This window comes from Bacillus sp. JK106, assembly GCF_053663355.1.
The window spans coordinates 2,501-25,631 of sequence record NZ_JBSJQC010000002.1; the positions used below are offsets into that span (position 1 = coordinate 2,501).

Consider the following 23,131-nt stretch of genomic DNA (forward strand, 5'->3'; position numbering starts at 1 on the left):
AAGGAAGTAAGATCCCTGAAAGATGATCAGGTTGATAGGTCTGAGGTGGAAGTGTGGCGACACATGGAGCTGACAGATACTAATCGATCGAGGACTTAACCAATTTGAATGTATGCTTTCTGTTATCTAGTTTTGAGAGAATTTTTTAAAAAAACTCTTGCTTTTTCTGAAATACATAGTATAATAATACATGTCACTAAAACGTCTGGTGATGATGGCGAAGAGGTCACACCCGTTCCCATGCCGAACACGGAAGTTAAGCTCTTCAGCGCCGATGGTAGTCGGGGGTTTCCCCCTGTGAGAGTAGGACATCGCCAGGCAGACTTCATTCCGCAGTAGCTCAGTGGTAGAGCTATCGGCTGTTAACCGATCGGTCGTAGGTTCGAATCCTACCTGCGGAGCCATTTATGGAGAGCTGTCCGAGTGGCCGAAGGAGCACGATTGGAAATCGTGTAGGCGGTAACCCCGTCTCAAGGGTTCGAATCCCTTGCTCTCCGCCACTAATTATCAATACATAACAAACGAAAAAATACCAGGGCCCGTTGGTCAAGCGGTTAAGACACCGCCCTTTCACGGCGGTAACACGGGTTCGAATCCCGTACGGGTCACTTATATGATGGAGGATTAGCTCAGCTGGGAGAGCATCTGCCTTACAAGCAGAGGGTCGGCGGTTCGAGCCCGTCATCCTCCACCATTATCATCGCGGGGTGGAGCAGTTCGGTAGCTCGTCGGGCTCATAACCCGAAGGTCGCAGGTTCAAATCCTGCCCCCGCAACCAAAAAAATGGTCCGGTAGTTCAGTTGGTTAGAATGCCTGCCTGTCACGCAGGAGGTCGCGGGTTCGAGTCCCGTCCGGACCGCCATTTATAAAAAGGCTCGGTAGCTCAGTTGGTAGAGCAACGGACTGAAAATCCGTGTGTCGGCGGTTCGATTCCGTCCCGAGCCACCATTTGCCGGTCTAGCTCAATTGGTAGAGCAACTGACTTGTAATCAGTAGGTTGGGGGTTCAAGTCCTCTGGCCGGCACTCTAAATGATGGAGGGGTAGCGAAGTGGCTAAACGCGGCGGACTGTAAATCCGCTCCCTCAGGGTTCGGCAGTTCGAATCTGCCCCCCTCCACCATTTTATAAATAGGGGCATAGTTTAACGGTAGAACAGAGGTCTCCAAAACCTCCGGTGTGGGTTCGATTCCTACTGCCCCTGCCACTATATTATTTATTCATCTTCAGATTATGGCGGTTGTGGCGAAGTGGTTAACGCACCAGATTGTGGCTCTGGCACTCGTGGGTTCGATTCCCATCAATCGCCCCATATTATCATTGGGCTATAGCCAAGCGGTAAGGCAACGGACTTTGACTCCGTCATGCGTTGGTTCGAATCCAGCTAGCCCAGTTGCATTTTTTAAAAAACAACAGCATAAGATGTAATAAGTTCTTTTTACATGTTGCGGAAGTAGTTCAGTGGTAGAACATCACCTTGCCAAGGTGGGGGTCGCGGGTTCGAATCCCGTCTTCCGCTCCAAATTACGGCGGCATAGCCAAGTGGTAAGGCAGAGGTCTGCAAAACCTTTATCCCCGGTTCGAATCCGGGTGTCGCCTTTCTATTGCCGGGGTGGTGGAATTGGCAGACACACAGGACTTAAAATCCTGCGGTAGGTGACTACCGTGCCGGTTCAAGTCCGGCCCTCGGCACCAATTTAACTTTGGACGCACCATGTTAAATTGGTCATCAATTTTCACATTATAAAACATATATGAGAGTGATTTGCATATTGCAGGTCACTTTTTTTATATAATAAAAGCGTGAAGACTATCAATATAAGTTTCTTGCTTGTATCGTATATACTGCATTACCATTTGAAAAAACTTTACTAAAACCATTGACACCTTATAAAATGCATGTTATATTTATATACGTCGGTTGAACACGACGCATTACATGCCGGTGTGGCGGAATTGGCAGACGCGCACGACTCAAAATCGTGTTCCTTCTGGAGTGCCGGTTCGACCCCGGCCACCGGTATACAAAGGCTTCTACATATTGTAGAAGCCTTTTTTTTGTATGAAAATATCCTCCAAGGCTTGTGAAAACATGATACCTGCAGCAGGAGGAGCTGGATTCGGCGCACCGTGCTTATATTAAGGAAACACCGATTCGGCCGTGGAGTTTAATCTTTCCGATCGGCTGCTTTTGCTATTAACACTGTTTCTCAGCTGGTGGGGCGGCCATTCAAAAGCGATATGCTTGAGGTCATGTTAATCGCATTATTGGCAGCGGTTATTGCAGCATTAGCTCTTTTTATGTTTCAGCGCTTTCCTGCAGGCGAGCTTGTTACCCATTTTATTAAGGGCGGAAACGAATTGGTCAACGTTATTATTATGTTATCGCTGATTTGAGCCGTAACAGCAGTAGCTGAAAATCTGGGATTCTCGAAATATGTTACTTCTCATTTAACATCATGGATCCCTCATATGTTTATTGCGCCGTCTCTTTTTATACTGGGGGCTGTTATATCCTATTTTATCGGGTCATCCTGGGGGACTTGGGACGCTGGCGGTTCAGTTACATACCAGCTTATTATTAGCGATCGGGGCCGTGTTTGCGAGCGGAACATTTGGTTTGCTTCTCCCCTCAGTGATAATACGGTGTTGGGGATCAATGTTGTGAAGTATGCCCGTTCGAAGCTTGTTCCGGCGATTATCGCCGCGGGGATCTCCGTTATGTTATACGGTGCGTATTTCAGATAATAAATACTTTTTGAAGGCGTTATCCGAAATTGGGATAACGCCTTTTTAATGAGCTGTTATACTTGAGAAAAAAGAGGTGATGACATTGAAGCAGATTATTACAATGGGCGGCGGGGGGTTTTCAATGGAGCCGGATCATCTTGTGCTGGATCAGTATATTTTAGAGCAGTCGGCGCGGTCAAAGCCGAAAGTTTGTTTTTTGCCGACGGCAAGCGGAGATTCGGAGAATTATATCAGCAGGTTTTATCAGGCCTTTCAAAAGCTGTGGTGTGAGCCGGATCACTTGTCGCTGTTTAAACCGCCGGGTTCTGATCTCAGATCCTTTCTCATGAAGAAAGATATTATATATGTCGGCGGCGGAAATACGCGCAATATGCTTGTCTTATGGAAAGAGTGGGGGCTTGACCTTATTCTTCGTGAAGCTTGGGAAAACAGCATCATCTTGGCGGGTCTCAGCGCCGGAGCGATTTGCTGGTATGAAGAAGGAGTGACGGATTCAGCGGGGGATTTGCGAGAGTTAAGAGCTTTAGGATTTTTGCCGGGCAGCTTTTGTCCGCACTATGACGGAGAAGCGGAGCGCCGGCCGGTGTATCACCGCCTGATTTCCGAAAAGAAACTCAGGGCGGGCTATGCCGCTGATGACGGCGCTGCGCTTCATTATAAAGACGGTCAGCTGTTCCGGGCTGTCTCTTCCCGGGAAACCGCAAAGGGTTATCGGGTTTTTAATACCGAAGAAGGCGTTCGGGAAACAGAGCTTATGACCGTCCCGTTATCTGAATTTTGATAATATGCTTTTTTTTGTACACAACTTATGTTACGATGAGAGCGAAATCAATAGTTACTGGGGGTGCCCGTCTGAGCGGGCTGAGAGAGAAGCGGCGGCTTCTTAACCCTTTGGACCTGATCTGGTTCGTACCAGCGTGGGGAAGTAAAGGTTTTATTATTGTTGATGAAAACAATAATAGTTTCTTTCTGACTGCAAAACCGGGTTCTTCTTTGAACCCGGTTTTTTTGTGCTGGTGCTGAGCTTGGTTCTGTTATTCAAATGATAAAGGAGAGATTTGTATGCAAAATCAATCAGTACAGCAAGCGAACATTTCCATTATGTCGAGCTTTTCCGGCAGTAAAAAGGTTTATGCAGAAGGTTCTTCGCCCGACATACGAGTGCCGATGCGGGAAATCAGCCTTAGTCCGACAACGGGGGCGTTCGGGGAAGAGGAGAATGCGCCGGTCCGTGTTTATGATACGAGCGGATCGTATACAGACCCGGATGTACAGATTGATATTCATGAAGGTCTGGGGGCGCTCCGCACAAAGTGGATTACCGGGCGTGGAGATGTAGAAGAATATAACGGCCGGACCGTGAGACCTGAAGACAACGGCTATAAAAAAGAGGGCCGTGCCGCCGAATACCCCGGCCTGCAGCGGAAACCGCTTCGGGCCAAGCCGGGGAAAAATGTAACACAATTGCATTATGCGAGAAAAGGCATCATTACGCCGGAAATGGAGTTTATCGCAATTCGCGAGCATGTGTCTCCCGAATTTGTCAGAGACGAGGTAGCCAGCGGCCGGGCGATTATTCCTTCTAACGTCAACCACCCGGAAAGCGAGCCGATGATTATCGGCCGGAATTTTCATGTGAAAATTAATGCCAATATCGGCAACTCGGCTGTTACATCTTCTATCGAAGAAGAAGTCGAAAAAATGACGTGGGCGATTCGCTGGGGCGCCGATACGATGATGGACTTATCCACGGGAAAAGACATTCATACGACGCGTGAATGGATTATCCGCAACTGCCCCGTGCCTGTGGGGACGGTGCCGATTTATCAGGCGCTTGAAAAAGTTAATGGCATTGCCGAGGATTTAACGTGGGACATTTATCGTGACACATTGATTGAGCAGGCGGAGCAGGGCGTGGATTATTTCACCATCCATGCCGGCGTATTGCTTCGTTACGTCCCGTTAACGGCCAAACGCACGACGGGAATCGTATCCCGCGGCGGGGCGATTATGGCGCAATGGTGCCTGGCTCATCATCAGGAAAGCTTTCTGTACACGCATTTTGAAGAAATTTGTGAAATCATGAAGACCTATGATATCGCTTTTTCACTTGGTGACGGGCTTCGTCCGGGTTCGATTGCGGATGCCAATGATGAAGCGCAGTTTGCGGAATTGGAGACTCTCGGAGAATTGACGGAGATTGCGTGGAAGCACGATGTGCAAGTGATGATCGAAGGACCGGGTCATGTGCCGATGCATAAAATTAAGGAAAACATGGACAAGCAGCTGGAAATTTGTAAAGAGGCGCCTTTTTACACGCTCGGCCCATTAACGACGGATATCGCTCCGGGCTATGACCACATTACTTCAGCGATCGGCGCGGCGATGATCGGCTGGTACGGGACGGCGATGCTTTGCTATGTCACGCCGAAGGAGCATTTGGGGCTGCCGAATCGTGATGATGTAAGAGAAGGCGTCATTACGTACAAAATCGCGGCACATGCCGCAGACCTTGCTAAAGGGCATCCGGGTGCACAGATCCGTGACGATGCTCTGTCTAAGGCGCGGTTTGAATTCCGTTGGCGTGATCAATTTCATTTGTCACTTGATCCTGAAAGAGCAATGGAATATCATGATGAAACACTGCCGGCTGAAGGCGCAAAAACGGCTCACTTCTGTTCGATGTGCGGCCCGAAGTTCTGCAGCATGAGAATTTCTCAGGATATTCGTGATTATGCGAAGGAAAACGGACTTACTGAAGACGAGGCCGTCAATGAAGGGCTGAAAGAAAAAGCAAAAGAGTTTGCAGAGAAGGGAAGCCGCTTATATCAATAAAAGAAAAGATGAAGATGGAGTGTGTCCATCTTCATCTTTTTTAGAAAAACGGTGAACGGCGAAGCGGCGGAATGCTCTGCTCGAAGCGGAATATATTTTCCGGATCATATTTCGTTTTGATTTGACGGAGGCGGTGAACATTTTCTCCGTAATACGTTTGCAGCCAGTTTCTGATTTCTCTATCAGGCCAATTCACATAATCTCCCATCGTTTCTCTTGATAGGGACGTTCTCAGTCCTTCGATCCAGCGGACATTTTGTCTTTCTTCTTCAGCAGATGTCCAAGTTGTAATATATTCTTGGGCAATGATTGCGTTGCGATAGTAGAATGCCGTTTGGTCCGGAGCGATCCGTCCGGCCGCCCCGCCGAGAGATTGCTGCCAGACACTGGCGTTTTCGTTCGGAGCGTGCTCTAAATAGCGCTTTAAAGTGGATATTGCGCGTGTTGATAATGGTTTTTCAATAAAGGATCCTGACCGCTTCATCTTTTGCGGCTGATTGCCTCCCGGGCTGTTAAAAAAGGCTGCCGCTTTAATAAATGGCACTGTCTTGACCATGCCGCTTGTCGGTTTTCCCGCTTTCATTAACGGAGCCAGCAGTTCTTTCAGCTCCTCTTTTGTCCCGGTAAATTGACCGAGCGCTTCTATGCGGTTGACTTCCTTAGGCCAAAACTGAATTGATGAGGTAAGCCGGTTGTCTGTAAATGGAGCCCAGCGCTGCCACGTGTTAAATACTTCCTCAAAATCATTCCAGCCCCAAGTGACAGAAAAAACAGACACGCACGAGATCGGCACGGCTTTAAACATCATGGATGTGACAATGCCGAAGTTGCCTCCCCCTCCGCCCTGAGATGCCCAAAATAGATCAGAGTGCTTTGAGCGGTTGACCGTGATCAAGTCAGCACCCGCTTTTTCGTCCGCTATGATCATTTCGAGCTGGAGGAGACGATCGCAAGTCAGTCCGGCAGTCCTTGTTAAATATCCGATTCCTCCCCCGAGCGTCAGCCCCGTGATTCCCACATTCGCAATGGTTCCCGCAGGAAGGGTCAAGCCGTACCGCCAGAGTGTCCGGTAGACTTCCCCCAATTCGGCTCCCGCTTCAATCGAGACCAGCCGCTTATCCTCATTTACTCTTATTTTCTTCATTTCACTGAGATCAATGACTAGTCCGTCATTTAGCAGAGAAAAATTTTCGTAGCTGTGTCTTCCGCCTCTGATACGGAAAGGCACATTGTTCTCACGCGCCCATCTCACCGCATTGAGGGCGTCATGTTTGTTTTGACAAAACACAATGATGTCTGGATATCTTTGCAGGCTTAAATTGATATTGGTTCTTGCAGCATTATAGTCCGGGTCATCTTTTTTGACGATGCGACCGGTCAATGTTGTCTTTTCCACATTCTCACTCACTTTCACTTGTAATCTGCTATGTTTTCTAGCATATGCGGAAAAATGAGAGAGTGTATGAGGAAAACCCCCGGAAGGACACGATATTTTAAATTATAGTTGACAGGTAGGGATTGTATGAATTAACATAATCATTACATATTTCCAAACGATGGCTGATCGGATCACCGAAGGCTCTTATCTATTAAACAGATAAGGGCCTTTTTTGCGTGAAAGTCATTAAATGAAAAGCGGAGGGATGAAAAGTGGCGTTAAAAAAGGTATCACATGTGCGCAAAAAGAGCAAAAAACGGAAAAAGTACAGAAAACACACATTGAATTTCGAACTGCTTGTAGAGAAAAACAAACGGGAGATTATGAGAAATGAGGAACAGATGGAGCAGATTTATATAAAGATAGATGAAAAGCATGCGGGGGTTCGATAAAGATGAAGGGAAAATGGAGGATAAAAACAACGGTACTCGCGCTGTCGGTATCCATCATGTTATCAGGGTGCGCGTTAGGGAGTTCCGGGGAAGAACCGTCATCTGCGGCTGATAAAAAGGAAGAAACACGTATCGCCCATGTCAAGACAAAGGAATTTAAAGCTTCTCATCCGGCGGCGATTCCCGCTAAATCGAAAGCCAGAACTGACACTTTTGTTGCTGGGATTTCCGCGCCGGGCGGCGTGTTTCTGCCGTACTTCTACGAAAACGGCTGGGATGGAAATGCGACAGATCCTATTTTTGAACCGTTAGTCAAACTGGATAAAACGGGGAAGCCTGCTCCGGCTCTTGCGGAAAGCTGGAAAATTTCCAAAGATCAGCTAACATACACGTTCCGTTTAAGAAAAAATCTCGTTTTCAGCGACGGTTCACCGTTGACCGCAAAGGATGCCGCATTCACTTTAACACTGCTGCATGATCCTGCATACGCGGGCTATGAAGATATCACCACGGCTTATATTAAAGGCGGTAAGGCTTACAAAGAAGGAAAGGCAAAGACGATAGAGGGCATTCGCGTCCTTGATGACAGAACCATTCAAATTACGACTGAGAAAGTCAGTGCGAAGTCGCTGCTTCTTTTGGGCGGGCAGGTGCTGTCAGAAGCTTACTACGGGAAGAAATATCAATTCGGCAAACTGGACTATTTAAAAGAGCTTTATGCCAAACCGCTCGGAGCGGGACCTTACCAATTTACAGAATACCTTCCGGGACAGGAAATACGCTATCAGGCTAATGAACACTATTATGCCGGAAAACCGAAAACGGAAAAGCTGATTTATAAAATTATCGATCCGTCAACTTCCCTTCAGCTGTTTGAAACGGGTGACCTTGATTACGCTTCTTTCTCACCTGATGATGATACGGTTCAGCATTTAAAAAGTCTCGGTTTTGCCAATATAAGCGTATCTGTCGTGAATGATTACGGGCTTGTATACGTCAATCACAAGCGTCCGCCTTTTCAAGATAAGAAAGTGTCCCAGGCGCTTATTTACGGACTTGACCGTCAAAAAATCGTCGATGTCCGCTTTAAACGCTACGGAGAGGTCGCGAATGTTCCGGTGTCTCCGGTTTCGTGGGCTTATGATGACAAGGGTGTCAATCGGTACGCGTTTAACCCTGAAAAAGCCAAAAAGCTTCTTGATGAAGCAGGCTGGAAAACGGGCAAAGACGGTGTACGTGAAAAAAACGGCAAAAAGCTTGAAATCAGCTATTACACATCTAAAGCGGATGATGATTTCATCCCGATAGCGAAAGAAAATTATGCGGACATCGGAATCTCATTAAAACCGGAAGTGATGGATTTTAATACAGAAGTAGCGAAAATCAATGACAAACAATATGACCTTGCCGCCGTTTCCACCTCGCAGATTCTTGATCCGAATGACACGGTGGAAAAGCTGGCTTCCGGCCATCCCAATAATGTGACGGGGTATTCCAATCCGAAAGCGGACCGGCTGATAGAGAAAGGAGCCGGCACGCTTGATATCAGCGAAAGAAAAGAGATTTATCACCAGCTGTACCGGGAGCTCGGGGAAAACCCGCCTTACATTCTGATTCATTACCGTCAGAGCGCAAGGGCGGTCAGCGGAAAAATAAAAGGGCTTGAGCCTGACAATTATTCTGGAATCAGTTCAAGTCTCTCAAATGTCTCAATTCGATAGAACGGTTGGGCAAAATACCCGATGCATCCTGGGGATTTTGCCCTTTCAGCGGAAAGGAGGGGCTTTTTATGAAACGGTATGCCGCAGAACGATTCATTCAAATGCTTGTGATCTTATTCGGTACGTCCTTTATTATTTTTTTCTTATTCGCCATGCTGCCGGGCGATTATATTGATTCCAATGTAAATCTGACTCCGGAAAGAGCGAAGGAGTTAAAAGCGCTTTACGGGCTGGATCAGCCGATTTGGAAGCGTTATGTGACGTGGCTCGGAAATGTGCTCAGCGGAGATTTTGGGTTTTCTTTGAAATATCAGGAGAACGTCCTGTCACTGCTTCGGAAATATGTCTGGAATTCGTTTTTTGTCGCCTTTTTGGCGTTGCTTGTCACATGGTCAGCCGCGATGATCACGGGTGTCATATCCGCTGTCAGGAAATACTCATGGTTTGACGGGATCGTGACGTTTCTTGTTTTTGCTTCCATGGCGTTTCCGTCTTTTTTTATCAGCCTTCTGTTTATTAAGTGGTTTGGGGTGGATTTGAAAATATTGCCTGCCGGCGGGATGATTGATACCGGAAGCACGAGTACAGGTTTTTCGTACGTGCTTGAAGCCGCCAGGCATATGATTCTTCCGGTCGTGATTTTATCTATGCTCGGCATCGGCTCGCTGACAAGGTATTTCCGCTCCGGCATGCTGGACGTGATCAGACAGGATTATATCAGAACGGCGAGAGCGAAGGGATTGAAAGAGCGCACCGTCATCTGGAAACATGCGTTGAAAAACGCGCTCATTCCGGCCATCACCCTGCTTGCTTTTGAACTGCCGGGACTGTTTTCCGGAGCCATCATTATTGAACAGATTTTCGGGTGGCCGGGTGTCGGCCGTATTCAGCTTGAATCTGTGCATTATCGTGATTATCCGGTTTTGATGGCGTTTACCTTGTTTTTGTCTTGTTTAACGATTGTGGGGAACTTCTTGGCGGATATCGCTTATGCCGCGGTTGATCCGCGGGTCAGGCTGAAATAGGGGGTGTTCGGAATGAAAAAACAAAAAGGGGTGCCGCCTTCTCTTTGGAAGCAGACGTACCGCCGCCTGCTGCAGCATAAGCTGACGGTCATCAGTCTTCTTTTCTTATGTTTTATGTTTTTATTGTGCTTTATCGGGCCGTCTTTTTCTCCGTACATAACAGATCGGACGGATATTTCAAATGCCAATCAGCAGCCGGGGGTTCATCATTGGCTTGGAACCGACCAGTACGGGAGAGATGTGCTGACGAGGCTGATGCTGGCGGGGCAGATTTCTCTGACCGTGGGGCTTGCTTCAATGGTGCTGTCGCTTGTCATCGGCTCTTTACTCGGGGCTGCGGCCGGGTTTTATCGGGGAGCCGCTGATATGATCATTATGCGCATTGCTGATATGCTCATGTCCATCCCGGGCCTGCCGCTGCTTTTGATTTTGGCTGCGGTGATGTCGGAGTGGAAAGTGCCTTCTGAATACAGAATGTACCTGATTATGATGATGTTAAGCCTGATCGGATGGCCCGGTTTGGCGCGGCTTGTACGCGGACAGATTTTGTCGCTGAAGGAGCAGCCGTTTATGATGGCCGCGGAAGTTTTGGGGCTTAGTGATAAACGGAAAATCCTCTATCATTTGCTTCCCAACACATTGCCGTTATTACTGGTAGCGGCGACTTTGCATGTGGCGGGAGCGATGCTGAGTGAATCTGCGCTGAGTTTTCTCGGGCTTGGCGTTGCTCCGCCGACACCTTCTTGGGGAAACATGATGGAAGCGGCGAATCATTTTATGGATTTTACACTCCGCCCGTGGCTGTGGATTCCGCCGGGAACGGCCATTTTTTTGACCGTTGTGGCGATTCATCTGCTTGGAGACGGTTTAAGAGACGCTTTTGATCCTAAGGTAAAACGGCAGGTGAAAATGAAATGAAAAAACCGCTTTTAGAAGTGAGGCATTTGGAAACGGCTTTTTATACAGAGGAGGGCGCGGTAAAGGCCGTGGACGATGTCAGCTTTACGATACATGAGGAGGAAACGGTTTGTATTGTAGGAGAGTCCGGCTGCGGGAAAAGCATGGCGTCATTGTCCATTATGCAGCTTATTCCCGAGACGGGGAGAATCGAACGGGGAGCGGTGCATTTTTCCGGACAGAATCTGTTGGAATTGAAACCAAAAGACATGCAGAAAATCCGCGGCAGCGAAATCGGGATGATTTTTCAGGAACCGATGACATCTTTGAATCCGGTATTTACAATCGGTGAGCAGCTGACCGAACCGATTCGCGAACATTTGTTGCTGAGTAAGAAAGAGGCATGGCGGAGGGCCGTTGAACTGATCACGTTAGTGGAGATCCCGCATGCCGAGCAGGTTATGCACCGATATCCTCATGAGCTGAGCGGCGGCATGCTGCAGCGCATCATGACGGCTGTCGCGCTAAGCTGCGAGCCGAAACTGATCATTGCCGACGAGCCGACGACAGCGCTTGACGTAACCATTCAGGCGCAGATATTGGATTTATTGCGGGATATGAAAAAGCAATTTCGCACGTCTATTTTATTCATTACTCATGACCTTGGCGTGGTTGCTGAAATGGCTGATTATGTGATTGTCATGTATGCGGGAAAAATTGTGGAGGAAGGACCGGTTGCAGAGCTGTTTTCTGATCCGAAGCATCCGTATACGAAAGGGCTGCTCGCGGCCAAGCCGGTTATCGGTCAAAAAAGGGAGACGCTTTACACCATTCCGGGGCAGGTCCCCGAGCTTGCGGACCTGTCCGGATCGTCTTGTTATTTTGCGGAGCGATGTGAACACAGCACAGAAATATGCCGGAGATCGAGCCCGCATTTTACTGAATTCGGGAAGGGGCATCAGGCGGCGTGCTGGCTTTACAGAGAGGAGAAAGCAGATGAGTGATGTGTTGCTAGAGGTCAAGGGGCTGAAAAAATATTACAAGGAGCATGGGGGGATGAGAAAGACTCATAAAAAACCCGTAAAAGCGGTCGACGGCGTCAGTTTTACGATAGGAAAGGGAGAAGTGTTCGGCTTAGCGGGAGAATCGGGCAGCGGCAAGTCATCAATCGGCAAGACCATTTTGAGGCTTCATGAGAAAACAGGGGGAGAGGTGTTTTTTCAGGGGCGTGATGTGTTTCGGATGAGCCGGCGCGAGCTCAAAACTTTCAGATCGGAAGCGCAGCTCATCTTTCAAGATCCGTTCAGTTCTTTAAACCCCCGGCGCCGGATCGGAGAAGCCATCGGTGAAGCGATGATCGAGCATCAATTGGCGGTGAAGCGGAACGCGCGTGATAAAGCGGCGGAGGTTCTTGAAGCCTGCGGACTTTCCGCAAACTTCATCGATCGTTATCCGCATGAATTTTCCGGAGGGCAGCGGCAGCGGATCGTGATTGCAAGAGCGATGGCGCTCAAGCCGCAATTTATCATTATGGATGAACCCGTGGCGGCGTTAGATGTCTCCATCCAGGCGCAGATGATCAATTTGTTCAGCAGCCTTCAAAAACAGCACGGGCTGTCATATTTGTTCATTTCTCATGATTTAAGCGTGGTGGAGCACTTATGTACGAAGGTCGCCATTATGTATTTAGGGACGATTGTGGAATACGCGTCAAAGGAGGAGCTCTTTTCACGGCCGCTTCACCCTTATACGAAAGCGCTGTTATCAGCCGTGCCTGTTCCTGATCCCGGAGCGAAAAGGGAGCGGATAATTTTAAAGGGTGATATACCGAGCCCCTCTGATCCGCCTTCAGGCTGTAAATTCCGAACGAGATGTCCGGCAGCCGAGAAGATATGTGCTGAGAAAAGTCCGCCGCTGTCAGAAAAAGGGCTTCATCATTTTGCGGCATGCCACTTCGTGTAATTGAGAAAAAAACGGTTTTATTGATAATAAACAGGAAAAACCTGCCGGGCAGACCGGCAGGTTTTTTGATGTTATTTTGGTGACGGCAGTCCGAGTCCTTCGGCAACGCGTCTGCCGTATTCAGGATCAGCCTTGTAGAAGTGGCCGATCTGGCGCAGCTTAATTTCTTCTTTTTCCACAGGTTTCATCGCACTGACGATATTGGCGACAAGGCGCGCGCGCTCTTCCTCGCTCATCAGGCGGTACAGGTCGCCGGCTTGTGTGTAATGATCATGATGATTATAGCTTACACTGTCAGCGAAACCTGATACAGGATATGCCGCCTGTTTATCTTCAGGTGACTCTTTCGGGCCCCCGAAGCTGTTAGGCTCGTAATAGACGGAGCGGCCGCCGTTATCATCAAAACGCATTTGTCCGTCACGCTGATAGTTTTTCACTTCATTGCGGGAACGGTTGATCGGCAGCGCCTGATGGTTCGCGCCGACACGGTAGCGATGCGCGTCATGGTATGCGAACAACCGGCCTTGAAGCATTTTATCAGGTGAGACGTCCACGCCGGGGACTAATGTGCCGGGAGAGAACGTCGCCTGTTCTACTTCCGCAAAGTAATTTTCCGGATTGCGGTTCAGAACCATGCGGCCGACTTCGATCAGCGGATAGTCTTTTTGAGACCACACTTTTGTGACGTCAAACGGATCAAAGCGATATGTGTTTGCATCTTCTAACGGCATGATTTGAACATATAATTTCCATGCGGGGAAATCGCCGTTTTCAATCGCATTGAACAAATCTTCCGTATGGTAATCGGGATTTTCGCCCGCGATTTTTGCGGCTGTATTAACATCAAGGTTTTTCACGCCTTGCTCTGTTTTAAAGTGATATTTAATCCAGACGCCTTCGCCTTTATCATTTGTCCATTTAAATGTATGGCTTCCGAATCCGTGCATATGGCGAAGAGTCGCCGGAATGCCCCGGTCTGACATCAGAATGGTTACCTGGTGCAGGGATTCGGGTGACAAAGACCAGAAATCCCAAACGGCCGTCGGATTTTTCAGATGTGTTCTCGGATCTCTTTTTTGTGTATGGATAAAGTCAGGGAACTTGATGGCATCGCGGATGAAGAACACGGGTGTATTATTTCCGACGATATCGTAGTTTCCTTCTTCTGTATAAAATTTAACGGCAAATCCGCGCGGGTCGCGCACTGTGTCACTAGAGCCCAGTTCGCCCGCAACGGTTGAGAAACGGATGAAAAGCGGCGTGCGTTTACCGACTTCTGACAGAAAAGCGGCTTTCGTATATTTTGTAACGTCATTTGTGACTTCAAAATAACCGTGTGCGCCTGCGCCTTTTGCGTGAACGACACGCTCCGGAACTCGTTCTCTGTTAAAGTGCGCCAATTTCTCAAGCAGATGGACGTCTTGTATTAAAGCAGGACCGCGATCGCCGGCCGTCATTGAGTTTTGGTTATCTCCGACAGGAGCGCCCCAGCTGGTTGTCAATTTATTTGAACTCATGTGATCACCTCTTTAGATTTATAAGAACATAATATCACCTATCAGTAAAAAGTCAATATTATTTTATAATGATTATAAAATAATTATTTTTATTATCGGAAAGAAAGTTTGGGTTTAAAAGACCACTTGACTGACAGGAATAATGGGTTTAATATGAGAAAAAATAGAAACCGCTGACTTGGACACAAGAGGCTCTTATTCTTCACTGGATAAGGGTCTTTTTTTATTGTCAGGCGGTAAGGGAGGCGGCGATTGTATGCTTTTCCGGCAGCATTTTAAACCTGTCGATATTCACGGTCATCTGCCGTACAGCCTTAATTTCGGCAAAAACGATAAGACATTTTCCGATTATAACCGGGAGCGGTCGGAAAGAATGAATCTCACTTGGGATTTTCCTGATCCGCATGAGGCTGATGACGGGGAAATCCCTTTGATGACAAGATGGGAGAAAGAATTAGATAAGTACGGCATTGACGTGCTGAATTTTTTAACAGCAGAGAGCAATGACCGGATGGCGGCGTTTATTCAAGCCAATCCCGCGAGGTTTACCGGATTTGCATATCATCCTTTGGAACAAAAGGATGCGTATGAGGAGCTGAAAAGAGCGGTTGAAGAGCTCGGTCTGAAAGGATATAAACTGTTCGGGCCGCTGACAGACATCGAGTTTCATGATCCGTCGCTGAAAAAGCTGTGGACGTATTTGGCTGACAAAAGACTGCCTGTATTAATTCACTTCGGACTTTTAGGGAGAGCGGGGGGCATTGTCAGCCATCGCAACATCAACCCGCTCTCCATCTATCGCGTCGCGAGAGAGTATGCTGATATACCGTTCATCATTCCGCATTTCGGCGCCGGATATTATCAGGAACTGCTGCAGCTGTGCTGGAGCTGCCCGAATGTGTATATTGACACGTCCGGCTCAAATCAGTGGATGAGGTGGATGCCGTACCCGCTTGATTTGGAAATTCTGTTTCGGAAGACATCTGAATTAATCGGTGCTGAACGAATCATCTTTGGGACGGATTCAAACGGATTTCCGAGAGGTTACGTATACAGATATCTTCAGGAGCAGGTCCGGACCTGCCGGGAAATCAATATGCGGGAAGAAGACATAGAGAAGATTTTCGGAAACAATGCGCGGACATTGCTGAAAATCGACCAGCCGCAAAAGGAAATAAATACGTGATACAGCTGATGCGCTCTTTGGCAGGTTTATGCCGGAGGGCGCATTTTTAATTCTTACAAAAAACAGTTGACAAGTCGGAATAATTTGAATTAACATGATATTCAAATTTAAAAACAAACGGGCAGCTGATCGGACCGCCGAAGGCTCTCATCTCTACAAGCAACGGAGATGGGGGCCTTTTTGTTTTTCGATCGCATAGGGCAGGAAGAGAGGGGAAAAGACAGATGGCTGTAACCATCAGCATACAAGAAAAAGTGTTTGAGCATGAAGGACGGAAAACACCGGTGCTGAATGATATTGAACTGTCAATTGCATCAGGAGAATTTTTGACTGTCATCGGGCCGAGCGGCTGCGGAAAAAGTACGCTTTTAAAATTGATTGCCGGGCTTGATACCGATTATAAAGGCTCTGTCGCAATAAACGGCCGCCATGTGTCGGGACCGGGCATCCGACAGGGATTTATCTTTCAGGAGCACCGGCTGTTTCCCTGGCTGACGGTGAAACAAAACATCGCTGCCGATCTCAATATAAACGACCCGGCCGTTCGTCAAAAAGTGGATGATCTGATTGAGGTTGTCAGGCTGCAGGGAGCAGAGGAAGCTTATCCGCGCGAATTATCCGGCGGCATGTCGCAGCGGGTCGCCATCGCCAGAGCCCTGTTGCGTGAGCCCGAGGTGCTGCTTTTGGATGAACCGTTCGGAGCGCTTGACGCTTTTACGAGAAAACACTTGCAGGATGTGCTGCTTGATATATGGCGCGAGAAAAAAACGACGATGATTCTGGTTACGCATGATATTGACGAATCTGTCTATTTAGGCGATAAGCTGGCAATTCTCAGGGCAAAGCCCGGCCGGCTGCACAGTCTGGTGCCGATTCAGCTTCCGCATCCGCGCAATCGGACGTCAGCTGATTTTCAGGCCGTCCGGCAGAAGGTGCTTGCTGAATTTGAGAAAACGGAAGATCTCCGGTTTGCGGATGGATCAGGGATATAGAAAGGACGAAGCAAAGTGAAAAAAACGATCATTCTTTTAGCCGCAGCAGTCATGATGTTAGCCGGATGCAGTGCCGACGGAGCAGGCGGGAGCGGGAAAACGGTGAAAGAAATCCGGATCGGCATCCAGCAGAGTTTAAGCCCGCTTCTCATTGCCAAGGAAAAAGGCTGGTTTGAAGAAGCCTTCAAAAAAGACGGAATAAAGGTAAAATGGGTCGAATTCCAAAGCGGTCCTCCGCAATTTGAAGGTCTTGCCGCCGATAAGCTTGATTTTTCCCAGGTCGGCAATTCACCGGTCATTTCCGGCCAGGCGGCAGGAATTGATTTTAAAGAGATCGGGCTGTCTCAGGACGGATTAAAGGCAAACGGCATTCTCGTAAACAAGGGTAGCGGGATTCAGAGCCTGAAAGAATTGAAAGGTAAAAAAATCGCCGTAGCCAAAGGCAGCAGCGGCTTTGATTTCCTCTATAAAGCTTTAGATAAAGCGGGGCTTTCCGCCGATGACGTCACCCTCATCCAGCTTCAGCCTGATGAGGCGGTTTCCGCTTTTGAAAATAAGTCAGTTGACGCATGGTCCATTTGGGAGCCGTATTTGTCGATTGAAACGCTGCAGCACGGGGCGGAAATATTGGCGAACGGAGAAAGCACAGATTTATATTCTCCCGGTTTCACATTAGTCAGAACGGGATTTTCCAAAGAACACCCGGATGAGGTTGTCCGTTTTCTGAAAGTGTTCAATAAAGCAGTTACATGGCAAAAGGAACACAAAGATGAAGCCGTCTCCTTATATGCGAAAATCAAACATCTTGATCCGAAAGTCGTCAGAAACGTGCTTAACAATACTGAGCCTCTCAATGAACCGATCAATGATGATATTGTCAAAGCCCAGCAGGAAACCGCTGGTTTTCAATATCGAACAAAAGCGATTCGTAAGAAAATTCATGTAAAAGACGTTGTCGACAATTCATTTATTAAAAAAGCGCGTGAAACGGGGGATGGCAAGTAATGAAAGCAGAAGCACCAACGGCTGCCGGCGCAATAAGCCAATCAGAAAAGAAAGCTCTGGCAAGATCCCGGAAGTATTCATACCAATGGATGAAAGGGATTGTACTCCCGGCTGCGGTCATCGCAGTATGGCAGTTTATCGCAAGTCTGGGCATCGTCTCTGCAACGGTGCTCCCGTCACCTGTCGTCATCTTGCAGACGTTTCAGGAACTTCTTCTTTCAGGTGAGCTGTGGGGTCATTTAGAGATCAGTTTATACCGGGCGGCTGCAGGATTTCTGCTTGGCGCGGGCCTCGGACTTGTTTTCGGGCTGCTGGTCGGTTTCTCAAAGCGGACGGAAGCGTATCTCGATCCGTCTCTGCAAATGCTCAGGACGGTTCCGCACTTGGCGGTGACCCCGCTGTTTATTTTGTGGTTCGGATTTGATGAGACATCAAAAATTCTGCTGATCGCATTGGGGGCTTTTTTCCCTGTATACATTAATACGTTTCTCGGAATCCGCAGCGTGGACGCAAAGCTGTTTGATGTCGCCCGGGTGCTGGAGTTTAACTGGTATCAGCAGATGGCGAAATTGATTCTTCCGGCGTCTCTGCCGAATATCCTGCTCGGCATCCGGCTCTCTCTCGGTATTGCGTGGCTCGGCCTTGTGGTGGCGGAACTGATGGGATCGAGCGCGGGCGTCGGCTATATGATTATGGATGCGAGACAATTTTCACAGACAAATAAGGTGTTTGTCGGCATTATCATTTTTGCGGCTGTCGGCAAGCTGACAGATGCATTGGTCAGAATGCTCGAGCGGAAACTATTAAAATGGCGGAACAGTTATGAAGGGTAACCTATTAAAAAAGGAGAGATTCATATGGAGATTCTTTGGTTTATTCCGACGCATGGTGACGGCCGGTATTTAGGGACGCAAACGGGAGGGAGAACGGCGGATCATCTTTATTTTAAGCAAGTGGCACAGGCGGCGGACAGACTCGGGTATACGGGGGTTCTGCTGCCGACGGGGAGATCATGTGAAGACCCGTGGCTGACGGCTGCCGCTTTAGCGGGGGAAACGAGTGACTTGAAATTTTTAGTGGCGGTCCGGCCGGGACTGATGCAGCCGTCTGTCGCCGCGAGAATGGCGTCGACAATGGACCGGCTGTCAGACGGCCGTTTGCTCGTAAATGTCGTAGCGGGCGGAGATCCTTATGAACTGGCGGGAGACGGCATGTTTATCAGCCACGATGAACGTTATAAGGCGACTGAAGAATTTTTAACCGTCTGGCGCGGACTCATGCGGGGCGAAACGGTGACATATGAAGGGGACCATATCAAGGTGGAAAACAGCAACCTCCTGTTCCCGCCAAAACAGTCTCCGCATCCGCCATTATATTTCGGCGGTTCATCACAGGCGGGAATTGAGGCTGCGGCGAAACATACAGATGTCTATTTAACATGGGGAGAGCCGCCGGAGCAGGTAAAAGAAAAGATTGAAACTGTTAAAAAACAGGCTGCCAAGGAAGGAAGGACGATGCGTTTTGGCATCAGACTTCACGTGATTGTCCGGGAGACTGAGGAAGAGGCATGGGAAGCGGCTGAACGATTAATCAGCCATTTAGACGAAGAGACAATTGCGAAAGCGCAGGCTGCGCTCCGGCGCGCTGATTCATCGGGACAAAAACGGATGGCCGATCTTCATAACGGTGACCGCTCGAAGCTTGAGATCAGCCCGAATCTCTGGGCCGGCATCGGACTGGTCAGAGGCGGAGCGGGCACGGCGCTTGTCGGTGATCCGCAGACTGTCGCTGATCGAATTTTAGAGTATCAAGCACTCGGCATTGAGTCGTTTATCTTTTCAGGCTATCCGCATCTTGAAGAAGCTTATTATCTGGCTGAACTCGTGTTTCCGCTTCTGCCGTTTCAGAATGAGCGGACTAAAAAGCTTGAGCGCAGATTGGGTGAAGCAATGGGAAACGACCATTTTGCAAGAGGAAATAAAGCGACAGTCTGATGACGTCGCAAGGCGGATCATTGACGGCGGGTGCTTTCTGCGGATTCATTTCCGGGGAAATGCCGGCAGTGACGGCGGGTATTCACCCGCCTTTTTAAGCGCTTAGCTTGCACGATGCTCATCTGGATGATATGATACAAAGCGTAATTATTACGATTTGTAAGGGGTGCTGAAATGGCAAAAAAATCAAAAGTGATCAAAGAGCTCAAGCGGCAGAAGCTTGTTGAACAATATGCGGACATCCGAAGAGAATTAAAGGCGAAAGGCGACTGGGAAGCGCTGAGCAAACTGCCGCGTGATTCTGCTCCGGCCAGGCTTCATAACCGCTGTACGGTGACGGGGCGGCCCCGCGGATATATGAGAAAATTTAAACTGTCCAGAATCGCATTCAGGGAGCTGGCCCATAAAGGCCGGGTTCCCGGGGTGAAAAAAGCGAGCTGGTAACATAAAAAACTCCGGATCTGTCATGAACCGGAGTTTTTGCCGTGCTTATGAAAAGTGAAAACATAAGCCAAATGCTGAATCATCATCAGAATGAAAATCAAAAGAATCGGAAAAAAAGGAAGATGCGGCTGAATCAGCGGATAAAACAAAAGCAGAACGGCTGCGGCCGGCAATGAGAAGTAAACGGCGATATAAGAGGAACGGCAAGCTTTAGCCGTCATCATTCGTTCTCTTTCATCCTGTTCCTCAAATTCATCGGGCACAAGCCTGTGCTTTTTGCCGTTTCGTTTTTTCTTTTCGGCATAGATATACAATGCGGCACAAATGATAAACAGCAGAAACGGAGTGATATTCAGCTCAAATGAACTGCTCCCCTCCGTTTGGAAAAACTGAGCGATCCGCGGTGCCGCTTCCATAAAGGAAATAAGCGTCCAGCAGGCCAATCCGTAGAGTGCAAGGTGAAAACACGCTTTTCTTTTCAAACTCATTTTTTCTCCTCCTCCAGCCAGAAAACTTCCTCCATCGGCAGTGAGAAAGCCCGGCAGATGTTAAGAGCCAATAAGAGTGAAGGCACATAATCTCCTTTTTCAATCGCTGCAATCGTCTGTCTGGTGGCTCCGGCTTCTTTTCCGAGCGTTTCCTGAGAATAGCCGAATCTGGCTCTCAGCTCTTTTACTTTATTTTTCATCATCAGGGCGTACCTCAAGTTTTCTTCTTTTTTATATTGTATGAGATTCTTAACAAAATGTAAACCTAACTTAACATGTGGACAAAAAAAGAATTTTTTTCGACAAATTTTTTAACATTCCCTTGACGAAAAAAAAATATACATGTAATATTAGAAACATCAAATCGGTACTGACAAAAAAACTTTGATGCGGGTGTAGTTTAGTGGTAAAACCTCAGCCTTCCAAGCTGATGTCGTGAGTTCGATTCTCATCACCCGCTCCATACATACGTTATTAACGCAGTGTTTCGTTTCTCTGATAAACGAAGTATTGCGTTTTTTTATGTGAAAAAAGACACGAAGGCGTGTCTTTTTATGAAAGCCAAGAGACGGTATGCGTGCCTCCGTGAATTTGTTCAAACATTTTGGTTAAAGATGATAGCAGCTCATCCGCCGCGTCGGCATGAAATGAAGGCGGGAAAAAGATCAGCTGCAGCATTTTCTTTGTGCCGGTTGTTACAGGGCGGGTGTTGATATGTCCGGTAAGGCCGCCGAAAATGCCGCCAGAGTCGGAGAAAGCAAGTACGTGTTCTTTTTCTCCGATTGTAATCGAAATCGGTTCATCTATTTCTGCGGCGTCATACGCCATGATGGGCAATGAATATTTCAAGGAGAAAAAAAGTATGGTATCATGGGCTGAATTCACACTTTCAATGAATCGTTCCCGGGAAATATCGCCGAGCATAAGCTCCATCGGCGTTTTTTGTCCTGAAAAGGCGGGACTGAGCTGTTCCATCATACGCGCCCACTCTTTAACAAAAGGCTGCTCATCTATACCGCCGTCAGCATAATCAAAGTAAAGAGATTCTTGAAATAAACGGAGGCGGCCTTTCAGCATTTGCGGAGCAGGCCCGACTTCGATCTGTTCATATAAGACGGCTGCCGCTTTGATCCCCGGCACCCGTTCAGCAATAAGTGGATCTAAACTGATGTTCAAGTGTGTTCACTCCATTTCGGGATGATAAAACTCTATTATACCCGTGCGGGAGCCTGATCACAAAGAAAGGAGGCTGTGCAAAAAATGAATATTCATAAACTGAAAGAGGAATTAATCGAATACGCCAAAAGCATCGGAGTTGACAAAATCGGGTTTACAACGGCTGATACGTTCGACAGTCTGCGGGACCGGCTGATTCTTCAGGAATCACTCGGCTATTTATCCGGTTTTGAAGAGCCGGATATTGAAAAACGGGTTACTCCGTCTTTGCTTCTCCCGAAAGCCAAATCAATCGTCGCCATCGCCCTTGCTTATCCTTCCAAAATGAAAGATGCGCCGAGGAGCACGAGGGACGGGCGGCGCGGCATTTTTTGCAGAGCTTCCTGGGGGAAGGATTATCATGATGTGCTGCGGGAAAAGCTTGATCTGCTGGAGAATTTTCTCCAAAGTAAACATGAGGATATCCGCACAAAGTCAATGGTGGATACAGGAGAATTGTCCGACAGGGCCGTGGCTGAACGGGCGGGAATCGGCTTCAGCGCCAAAAACTGCATGATCACCACGCCTGAATACAGTTCTTACGTCTATCTGGCTGAAATGATCACCAATCTGCCCTTTGAACCGGATGTGCCGATTGAAGATATGTGCGGTACGTGCACAAAATGTCTAGACGCTTGTCCGACCGGCGCACTCGTCAATCCCGGACAGCTTAACGCCCAGCGCTGTATTTCGTTCCTGACCCAGACAAAGGGATTTTTGCCGGATGAGTTCCGCACGAAAATCGGAAACCGTCTGTATGGCTGTGACACGTGCCAGACGGTCTGTCCGATTAATAAGGGGAAAGATTTTCATCTTCATCCGCAGATGGAGCCTGATCCGGAAATCGCAAAGCCGCTGTTAAAGCCGCTTTTGACCATAAGCAACCGCGAATTCAAAGAAAAATTCGGACATGTATCGGGATCATGGCGCGGCAAGAAGCCGATACAGCGGAATGCGATTTTAGCTTTGGCTCATTTTAAAGATGCCTCGTCTCTTCCGGAATTAACGGCCTTGATGCACCAAGATCCGCGCCCCGTCATCAGGGGTACGGCCGCCTGGGCCATCGGGAAAATCGGTGATCCTGATTATGCGGAGGAATTAGAAAAAGCGCTTCAAAAGGAGCAGGATGAGGACGCCATACGGGAAATTGAAAAGGGACTGGAGCTGTTATCGGTTTCTGAGAAGACTAAAACCGGCCGGTCCTGACATATGTATAGAGAAAAAGCACTTGGCCGGAGTTCAAGTGTTTTTTCTTTATAAAATCGTATGGGG

21 protein-coding genes, 17 tRNA genes, 2 rRNA genes and 1 riboswitch (1 of these 41 only partly in view) are annotated in these 23,131 nt (G+C 48.2%); of the genes, 35 read left to right on the forward strand and 5 right to left on the reverse strand.

All coding sequences use genetic code 11. The features are described from left to right. The 21 genes from ACWJJS_RS05435 to thiC all read left to right on the forward strand — a co-directional run. Positions 1-103 (forward strand): 23S ribosomal RNA (locus ACWJJS_RS05435); its annotated part reaches 2,500 nt to the left of the window's first position; the annotation flags it as partial. 101 nt (positions 104-204) lie between these two features. Next, positions 205-320, forward strand: a 5S ribosomal RNA gene (rrf, locus tag ACWJJS_RS05440). 9 nt (positions 321-329) lie between these two features. Beyond that, positions 330-404, forward strand: a tRNA-Asn gene (locus tag ACWJJS_RS05445). 5 nt (positions 405-409) lie between these two features. Beyond that, a tRNA-Ser gene (locus ACWJJS_RS05450) sits at positions 410-500 on the forward strand. A gap of 36 nt (positions 501-536) precedes the next feature. Next, positions 537-608 (forward strand) — tRNA-Glu (locus ACWJJS_RS05455). Between the two features lie 10 nt (positions 609-618). After that, positions 619-694, forward strand: a tRNA-Val gene (locus ACWJJS_RS05460). Between the two features lie 7 nt (positions 695-701). Beyond that, a tRNA-Met gene (locus ACWJJS_RS05465) sits at positions 702-778 on the forward strand. A 7-nt stretch (positions 779-785) separates the two neighbouring features. Further along, positions 786-862 (forward strand) — tRNA-Asp (locus tag ACWJJS_RS05470). A 10-nt stretch (positions 863-872) separates the two neighbouring features. After that, positions 873-948, forward strand: a tRNA-Phe gene (locus tag ACWJJS_RS05475). A gap of 3 nt (positions 949-951) precedes the next feature. Further along, positions 952-1,024: transfer RNA gene (locus ACWJJS_RS05480), tRNA-Thr, on the forward strand. 11 nt (positions 1,025-1,035) lie between these two features. After that, positions 1,036-1,120, forward strand: a tRNA-Tyr gene (locus ACWJJS_RS05485). Positions 1,121-1,130: 10 nt separating this feature from the next. Then, positions 1,131-1,204: transfer RNA gene (locus tag ACWJJS_RS05490), tRNA-Trp, on the forward strand. A 29-nt stretch (positions 1,205-1,233) separates the two neighbouring features. After that, a tRNA-His gene (locus ACWJJS_RS05495) sits at positions 1,234-1,309 on the forward strand. Positions 1,310-1,318: 9 nt separating this feature from the next. After that, positions 1,319-1,390 (forward strand) — tRNA-Gln (locus ACWJJS_RS05500). A gap of 54 nt (positions 1,391-1,444) precedes the next feature. Beyond that, a tRNA-Gly gene (locus ACWJJS_RS05505) sits at positions 1,445-1,519 on the forward strand. A 6-nt stretch (positions 1,520-1,525) separates the two neighbouring features. After that, positions 1,526-1,596, forward strand: a tRNA-Cys gene (locus ACWJJS_RS05510). Between the two features lie 7 nt (positions 1,597-1,603). Continuing rightward, positions 1,604-1,692, forward strand: a tRNA-Leu gene (locus tag ACWJJS_RS05515). A gap of 246 nt (positions 1,693-1,938) precedes the next feature. After that, a tRNA-Leu gene (locus ACWJJS_RS05520) sits at positions 1,939-2,020 on the forward strand. 440 nt (positions 2,021-2,460) lie between these two features. Continuing rightward, positions 2,461-2,745, forward strand: a complete 285-nt coding sequence (locus ACWJJS_RS05525) for a hypothetical protein (protein WP_230014526.1) — start codon at positions 2,461-2,463, stop codon at positions 2,743-2,745. An 85-nt stretch (positions 2,746-2,830) separates the two neighbouring features. After that, positions 2,831-3,529 (forward strand): Type 1 glutamine amidotransferase-like domain-containing protein, encoded by a 699-nt coding sequence (locus ACWJJS_RS05530; RefSeq protein ID WP_172424415.1) that lies wholly within the window; start codon positions 2,831-2,833, stop codon positions 3,527-3,529. Between the two features lie 49 nt (positions 3,530-3,578). Next, positions 3,579-3,689: riboswitch (TPP riboswitch) on the forward strand. 121 nt (positions 3,690-3,810) lie between these two features. After that, on the forward strand, positions 3,811-5,583 hold the full coding sequence (thiC, locus tag ACWJJS_RS05535; RefSeq protein WP_454023389.1) for a phosphomethylpyrimidine synthase ThiC: 1,773 nt from the start codon (positions 3,811-3,813) through the stop codon (positions 5,581-5,583). A gap of 40 nt (positions 5,584-5,623) precedes the next feature. Here thiC and ACWJJS_RS05540 read toward each other — a convergent pair whose 3' ends face one another. After that, a complete protein-coding gene (locus ACWJJS_RS05540; RefSeq protein WP_454023390.1) occupies positions 5,624-6,979 on the reverse strand; it encodes an FAD-binding oxidoreductase in 1,356 nt (451 codons plus the stop codon). Positions 6,980-7,233: 254 nt separating this feature from the next. Between ACWJJS_RS05540 and ACWJJS_RS05545 the strand changes: the two genes are divergently transcribed. The 6 genes from ACWJJS_RS05545 (at position 7,234) to ACWJJS_RS05570 (ending at position 13,018) form a co-directional block, all read left to right on the forward strand. Further along, positions 7,234-7,413 carry an FbpB family small basic protein gene (locus ACWJJS_RS05545; RefSeq protein WP_003155431.1) on the forward strand — a complete coding sequence of 60 codons (180 nt, stop codon included), beginning with the start codon at positions 7,234-7,236 and terminating at the stop codon, positions 7,411-7,413. 2 nt (positions 7,414-7,415) lie between these two features. Then, on the forward strand, positions 7,416-9,134 hold the full coding sequence (locus tag ACWJJS_RS05550; protein ID WP_454023391.1) for an ABC transporter substrate-binding protein: 1,719 nt from the start codon (positions 7,416-7,418) through the stop codon (positions 9,132-9,134). Positions 9,135-9,202: 68 nt separating this feature from the next. After that, positions 9,203-10,159: an ABC transporter permease gene (locus ACWJJS_RS05555; RefSeq protein ID WP_369719095.1), complete on the forward strand. Its 957-nt coding sequence runs from the start codon at positions 9,203-9,205 to the stop codon at positions 10,157-10,159. Between the two features lie 12 nt (positions 10,160-10,171). Next, the gene (opp4C, locus tag ACWJJS_RS05560) at positions 10,172-11,077 is read left to right on the forward strand and encodes an oligopeptide ABC transporter permease (RefSeq protein ID WP_058906657.1); all 906 of its coding nucleotides are present in this window, start codon (positions 10,172-10,174) and stop codon (positions 11,075-11,077) included. Beyond that, a complete protein-coding gene (locus tag ACWJJS_RS05565) occupies positions 11,074-12,060 on the forward strand; it encodes an ABC transporter ATP-binding protein (protein ID WP_454023392.1) in 987 nt (328 codons plus the stop codon). The genes opp4C and ACWJJS_RS05565 overlap by 4 nt, the downstream gene beginning before the upstream one ends. Next, a complete protein-coding gene (locus ACWJJS_RS05570; RefSeq protein WP_454023393.1) occupies positions 12,053-13,018 on the forward strand; it encodes an ABC transporter ATP-binding protein in 966 nt (321 codons plus the stop codon). The genes ACWJJS_RS05565 and ACWJJS_RS05570 overlap by 8 nt, the downstream gene beginning before the upstream one ends. A gap of 71 nt (positions 13,019-13,089) precedes the next feature. Here the strand turns inward: ACWJJS_RS05570 and katA are convergent, their stop codons facing one another. Next, complete coding sequence (gene katA, locus ACWJJS_RS05575) at positions 13,090-14,535, reverse strand: catalase KatA (protein WP_003155420.1); 1,446 nt, start codon at positions 14,533-14,535, stop codon at positions 13,090-13,092. Positions 14,536-14,791: 256 nt separating this feature from the next. On the opposite strand from katA, the gene ACWJJS_RS05580 reads away from it, so the two are divergent. From ACWJJS_RS05580 to rpsN, 6 genes are all read left to right on the forward strand, one after another. Continuing rightward, the gene (locus tag ACWJJS_RS05580; protein ID WP_167860003.1) at positions 14,792-15,721 is read left to right on the forward strand and encodes an amidohydrolase family protein; all 930 of its coding nucleotides are present in this window, start codon (positions 14,792-14,794) and stop codon (positions 15,719-15,721) included. 224 nt (positions 15,722-15,945) lie between these two features. After that, positions 15,946-16,713 (forward strand): ABC transporter ATP-binding protein, encoded by a 768-nt coding sequence (locus ACWJJS_RS05585; protein WP_454023394.1) that lies wholly within the window; start codon positions 15,946-15,948, stop codon positions 16,711-16,713. A gap of 15 nt (positions 16,714-16,728) precedes the next feature. After that, positions 16,729-17,718: an aliphatic sulfonate ABC transporter substrate-binding protein gene (locus ACWJJS_RS05590; RefSeq protein WP_454022638.1), complete on the forward strand. Its 990-nt coding sequence runs from the start codon at positions 16,729-16,731 to the stop codon at positions 17,716-17,718. Beyond that, positions 17,718-18,551 carry an ABC transporter permease gene (locus ACWJJS_RS05595; RefSeq protein ID WP_146276391.1) on the forward strand — a complete coding sequence of 278 codons (834 nt, stop codon included), beginning with the start codon at positions 17,718-17,720 and terminating at the stop codon, positions 18,549-18,551. Before ACWJJS_RS05590 ends, ACWJJS_RS05595 begins: the two co-directional genes overlap by 1 nt. Before the next feature lie 24 nt (positions 18,552-18,575). Continuing rightward, positions 18,576-19,712 carry an FMNH2-dependent alkanesulfonate monooxygenase gene (ssuD, locus tag ACWJJS_RS05600; RefSeq protein ID WP_048368061.1) on the forward strand — a complete coding sequence of 379 codons (1,137 nt, stop codon included), beginning with the start codon at positions 18,576-18,578 and terminating at the stop codon, positions 19,710-19,712. Between the two features lie 174 nt (positions 19,713-19,886). Then, complete coding sequence (gene rpsN / locus ACWJJS_RS05605) at positions 19,887-20,156, forward strand: 30S ribosomal protein S14 (RefSeq protein WP_014417259.1); 270 nt, start codon at positions 19,887-19,889, stop codon at positions 20,154-20,156. Between the two features lie 20 nt (positions 20,157-20,176). Here rpsN and ACWJJS_RS05610 read toward each other — a convergent pair whose 3' ends face one another. Both ACWJJS_RS05610 and ACWJJS_RS05615 read right to left on the reverse strand, forming a co-directional pair. Next, on the reverse strand, positions 20,177-20,644 hold the full coding sequence (locus tag ACWJJS_RS05610) for a hypothetical protein (RefSeq protein ID WP_172614547.1): 468 nt from the start codon (positions 20,642-20,644) through the stop codon (positions 20,177-20,179). Further along, the gene (locus tag ACWJJS_RS05615) at positions 20,641-20,844 is read right to left on the reverse strand and encodes a helix-turn-helix transcriptional regulator (RefSeq protein ID WP_003155407.1); all 204 of its coding nucleotides are present in this window, start codon (positions 20,842-20,844) and stop codon (positions 20,641-20,643) included. Before ACWJJS_RS05615 ends, ACWJJS_RS05610 begins: the two co-directional genes overlap by 4 nt. A 189-nt stretch (positions 20,845-21,033) precedes the next feature. Between ACWJJS_RS05615 and ACWJJS_RS05620 the strand changes: the two genes are divergently transcribed. Further along, positions 21,034-21,107 (forward strand) — tRNA-Gly (locus ACWJJS_RS05620). Between the two features lie 89 nt (positions 21,108-21,196). Here the strand turns inward: ACWJJS_RS05620 and ACWJJS_RS05625 are convergent. Further along, positions 21,197-21,820: a hypothetical protein gene (locus tag ACWJJS_RS05625; RefSeq protein WP_022552809.1), complete on the reverse strand. Its 624-nt coding sequence runs from the start codon at positions 21,818-21,820 to the stop codon at positions 21,197-21,199. 84 nt (positions 21,821-21,904) lie between these two features. Between ACWJJS_RS05625 and queG the strand changes: the two genes are divergently transcribed. After that, positions 21,905-23,065, forward strand: coding sequence for a tRNA epoxyqueuosine(34) reductase QueG (gene queG / locus ACWJJS_RS05630; protein ID WP_454023395.1), 1,161 nt, complete (start codon positions 21,905-21,907; stop codon positions 23,063-23,065). Positions 23,066-23,131 lie beyond the last annotated feature (66 nt).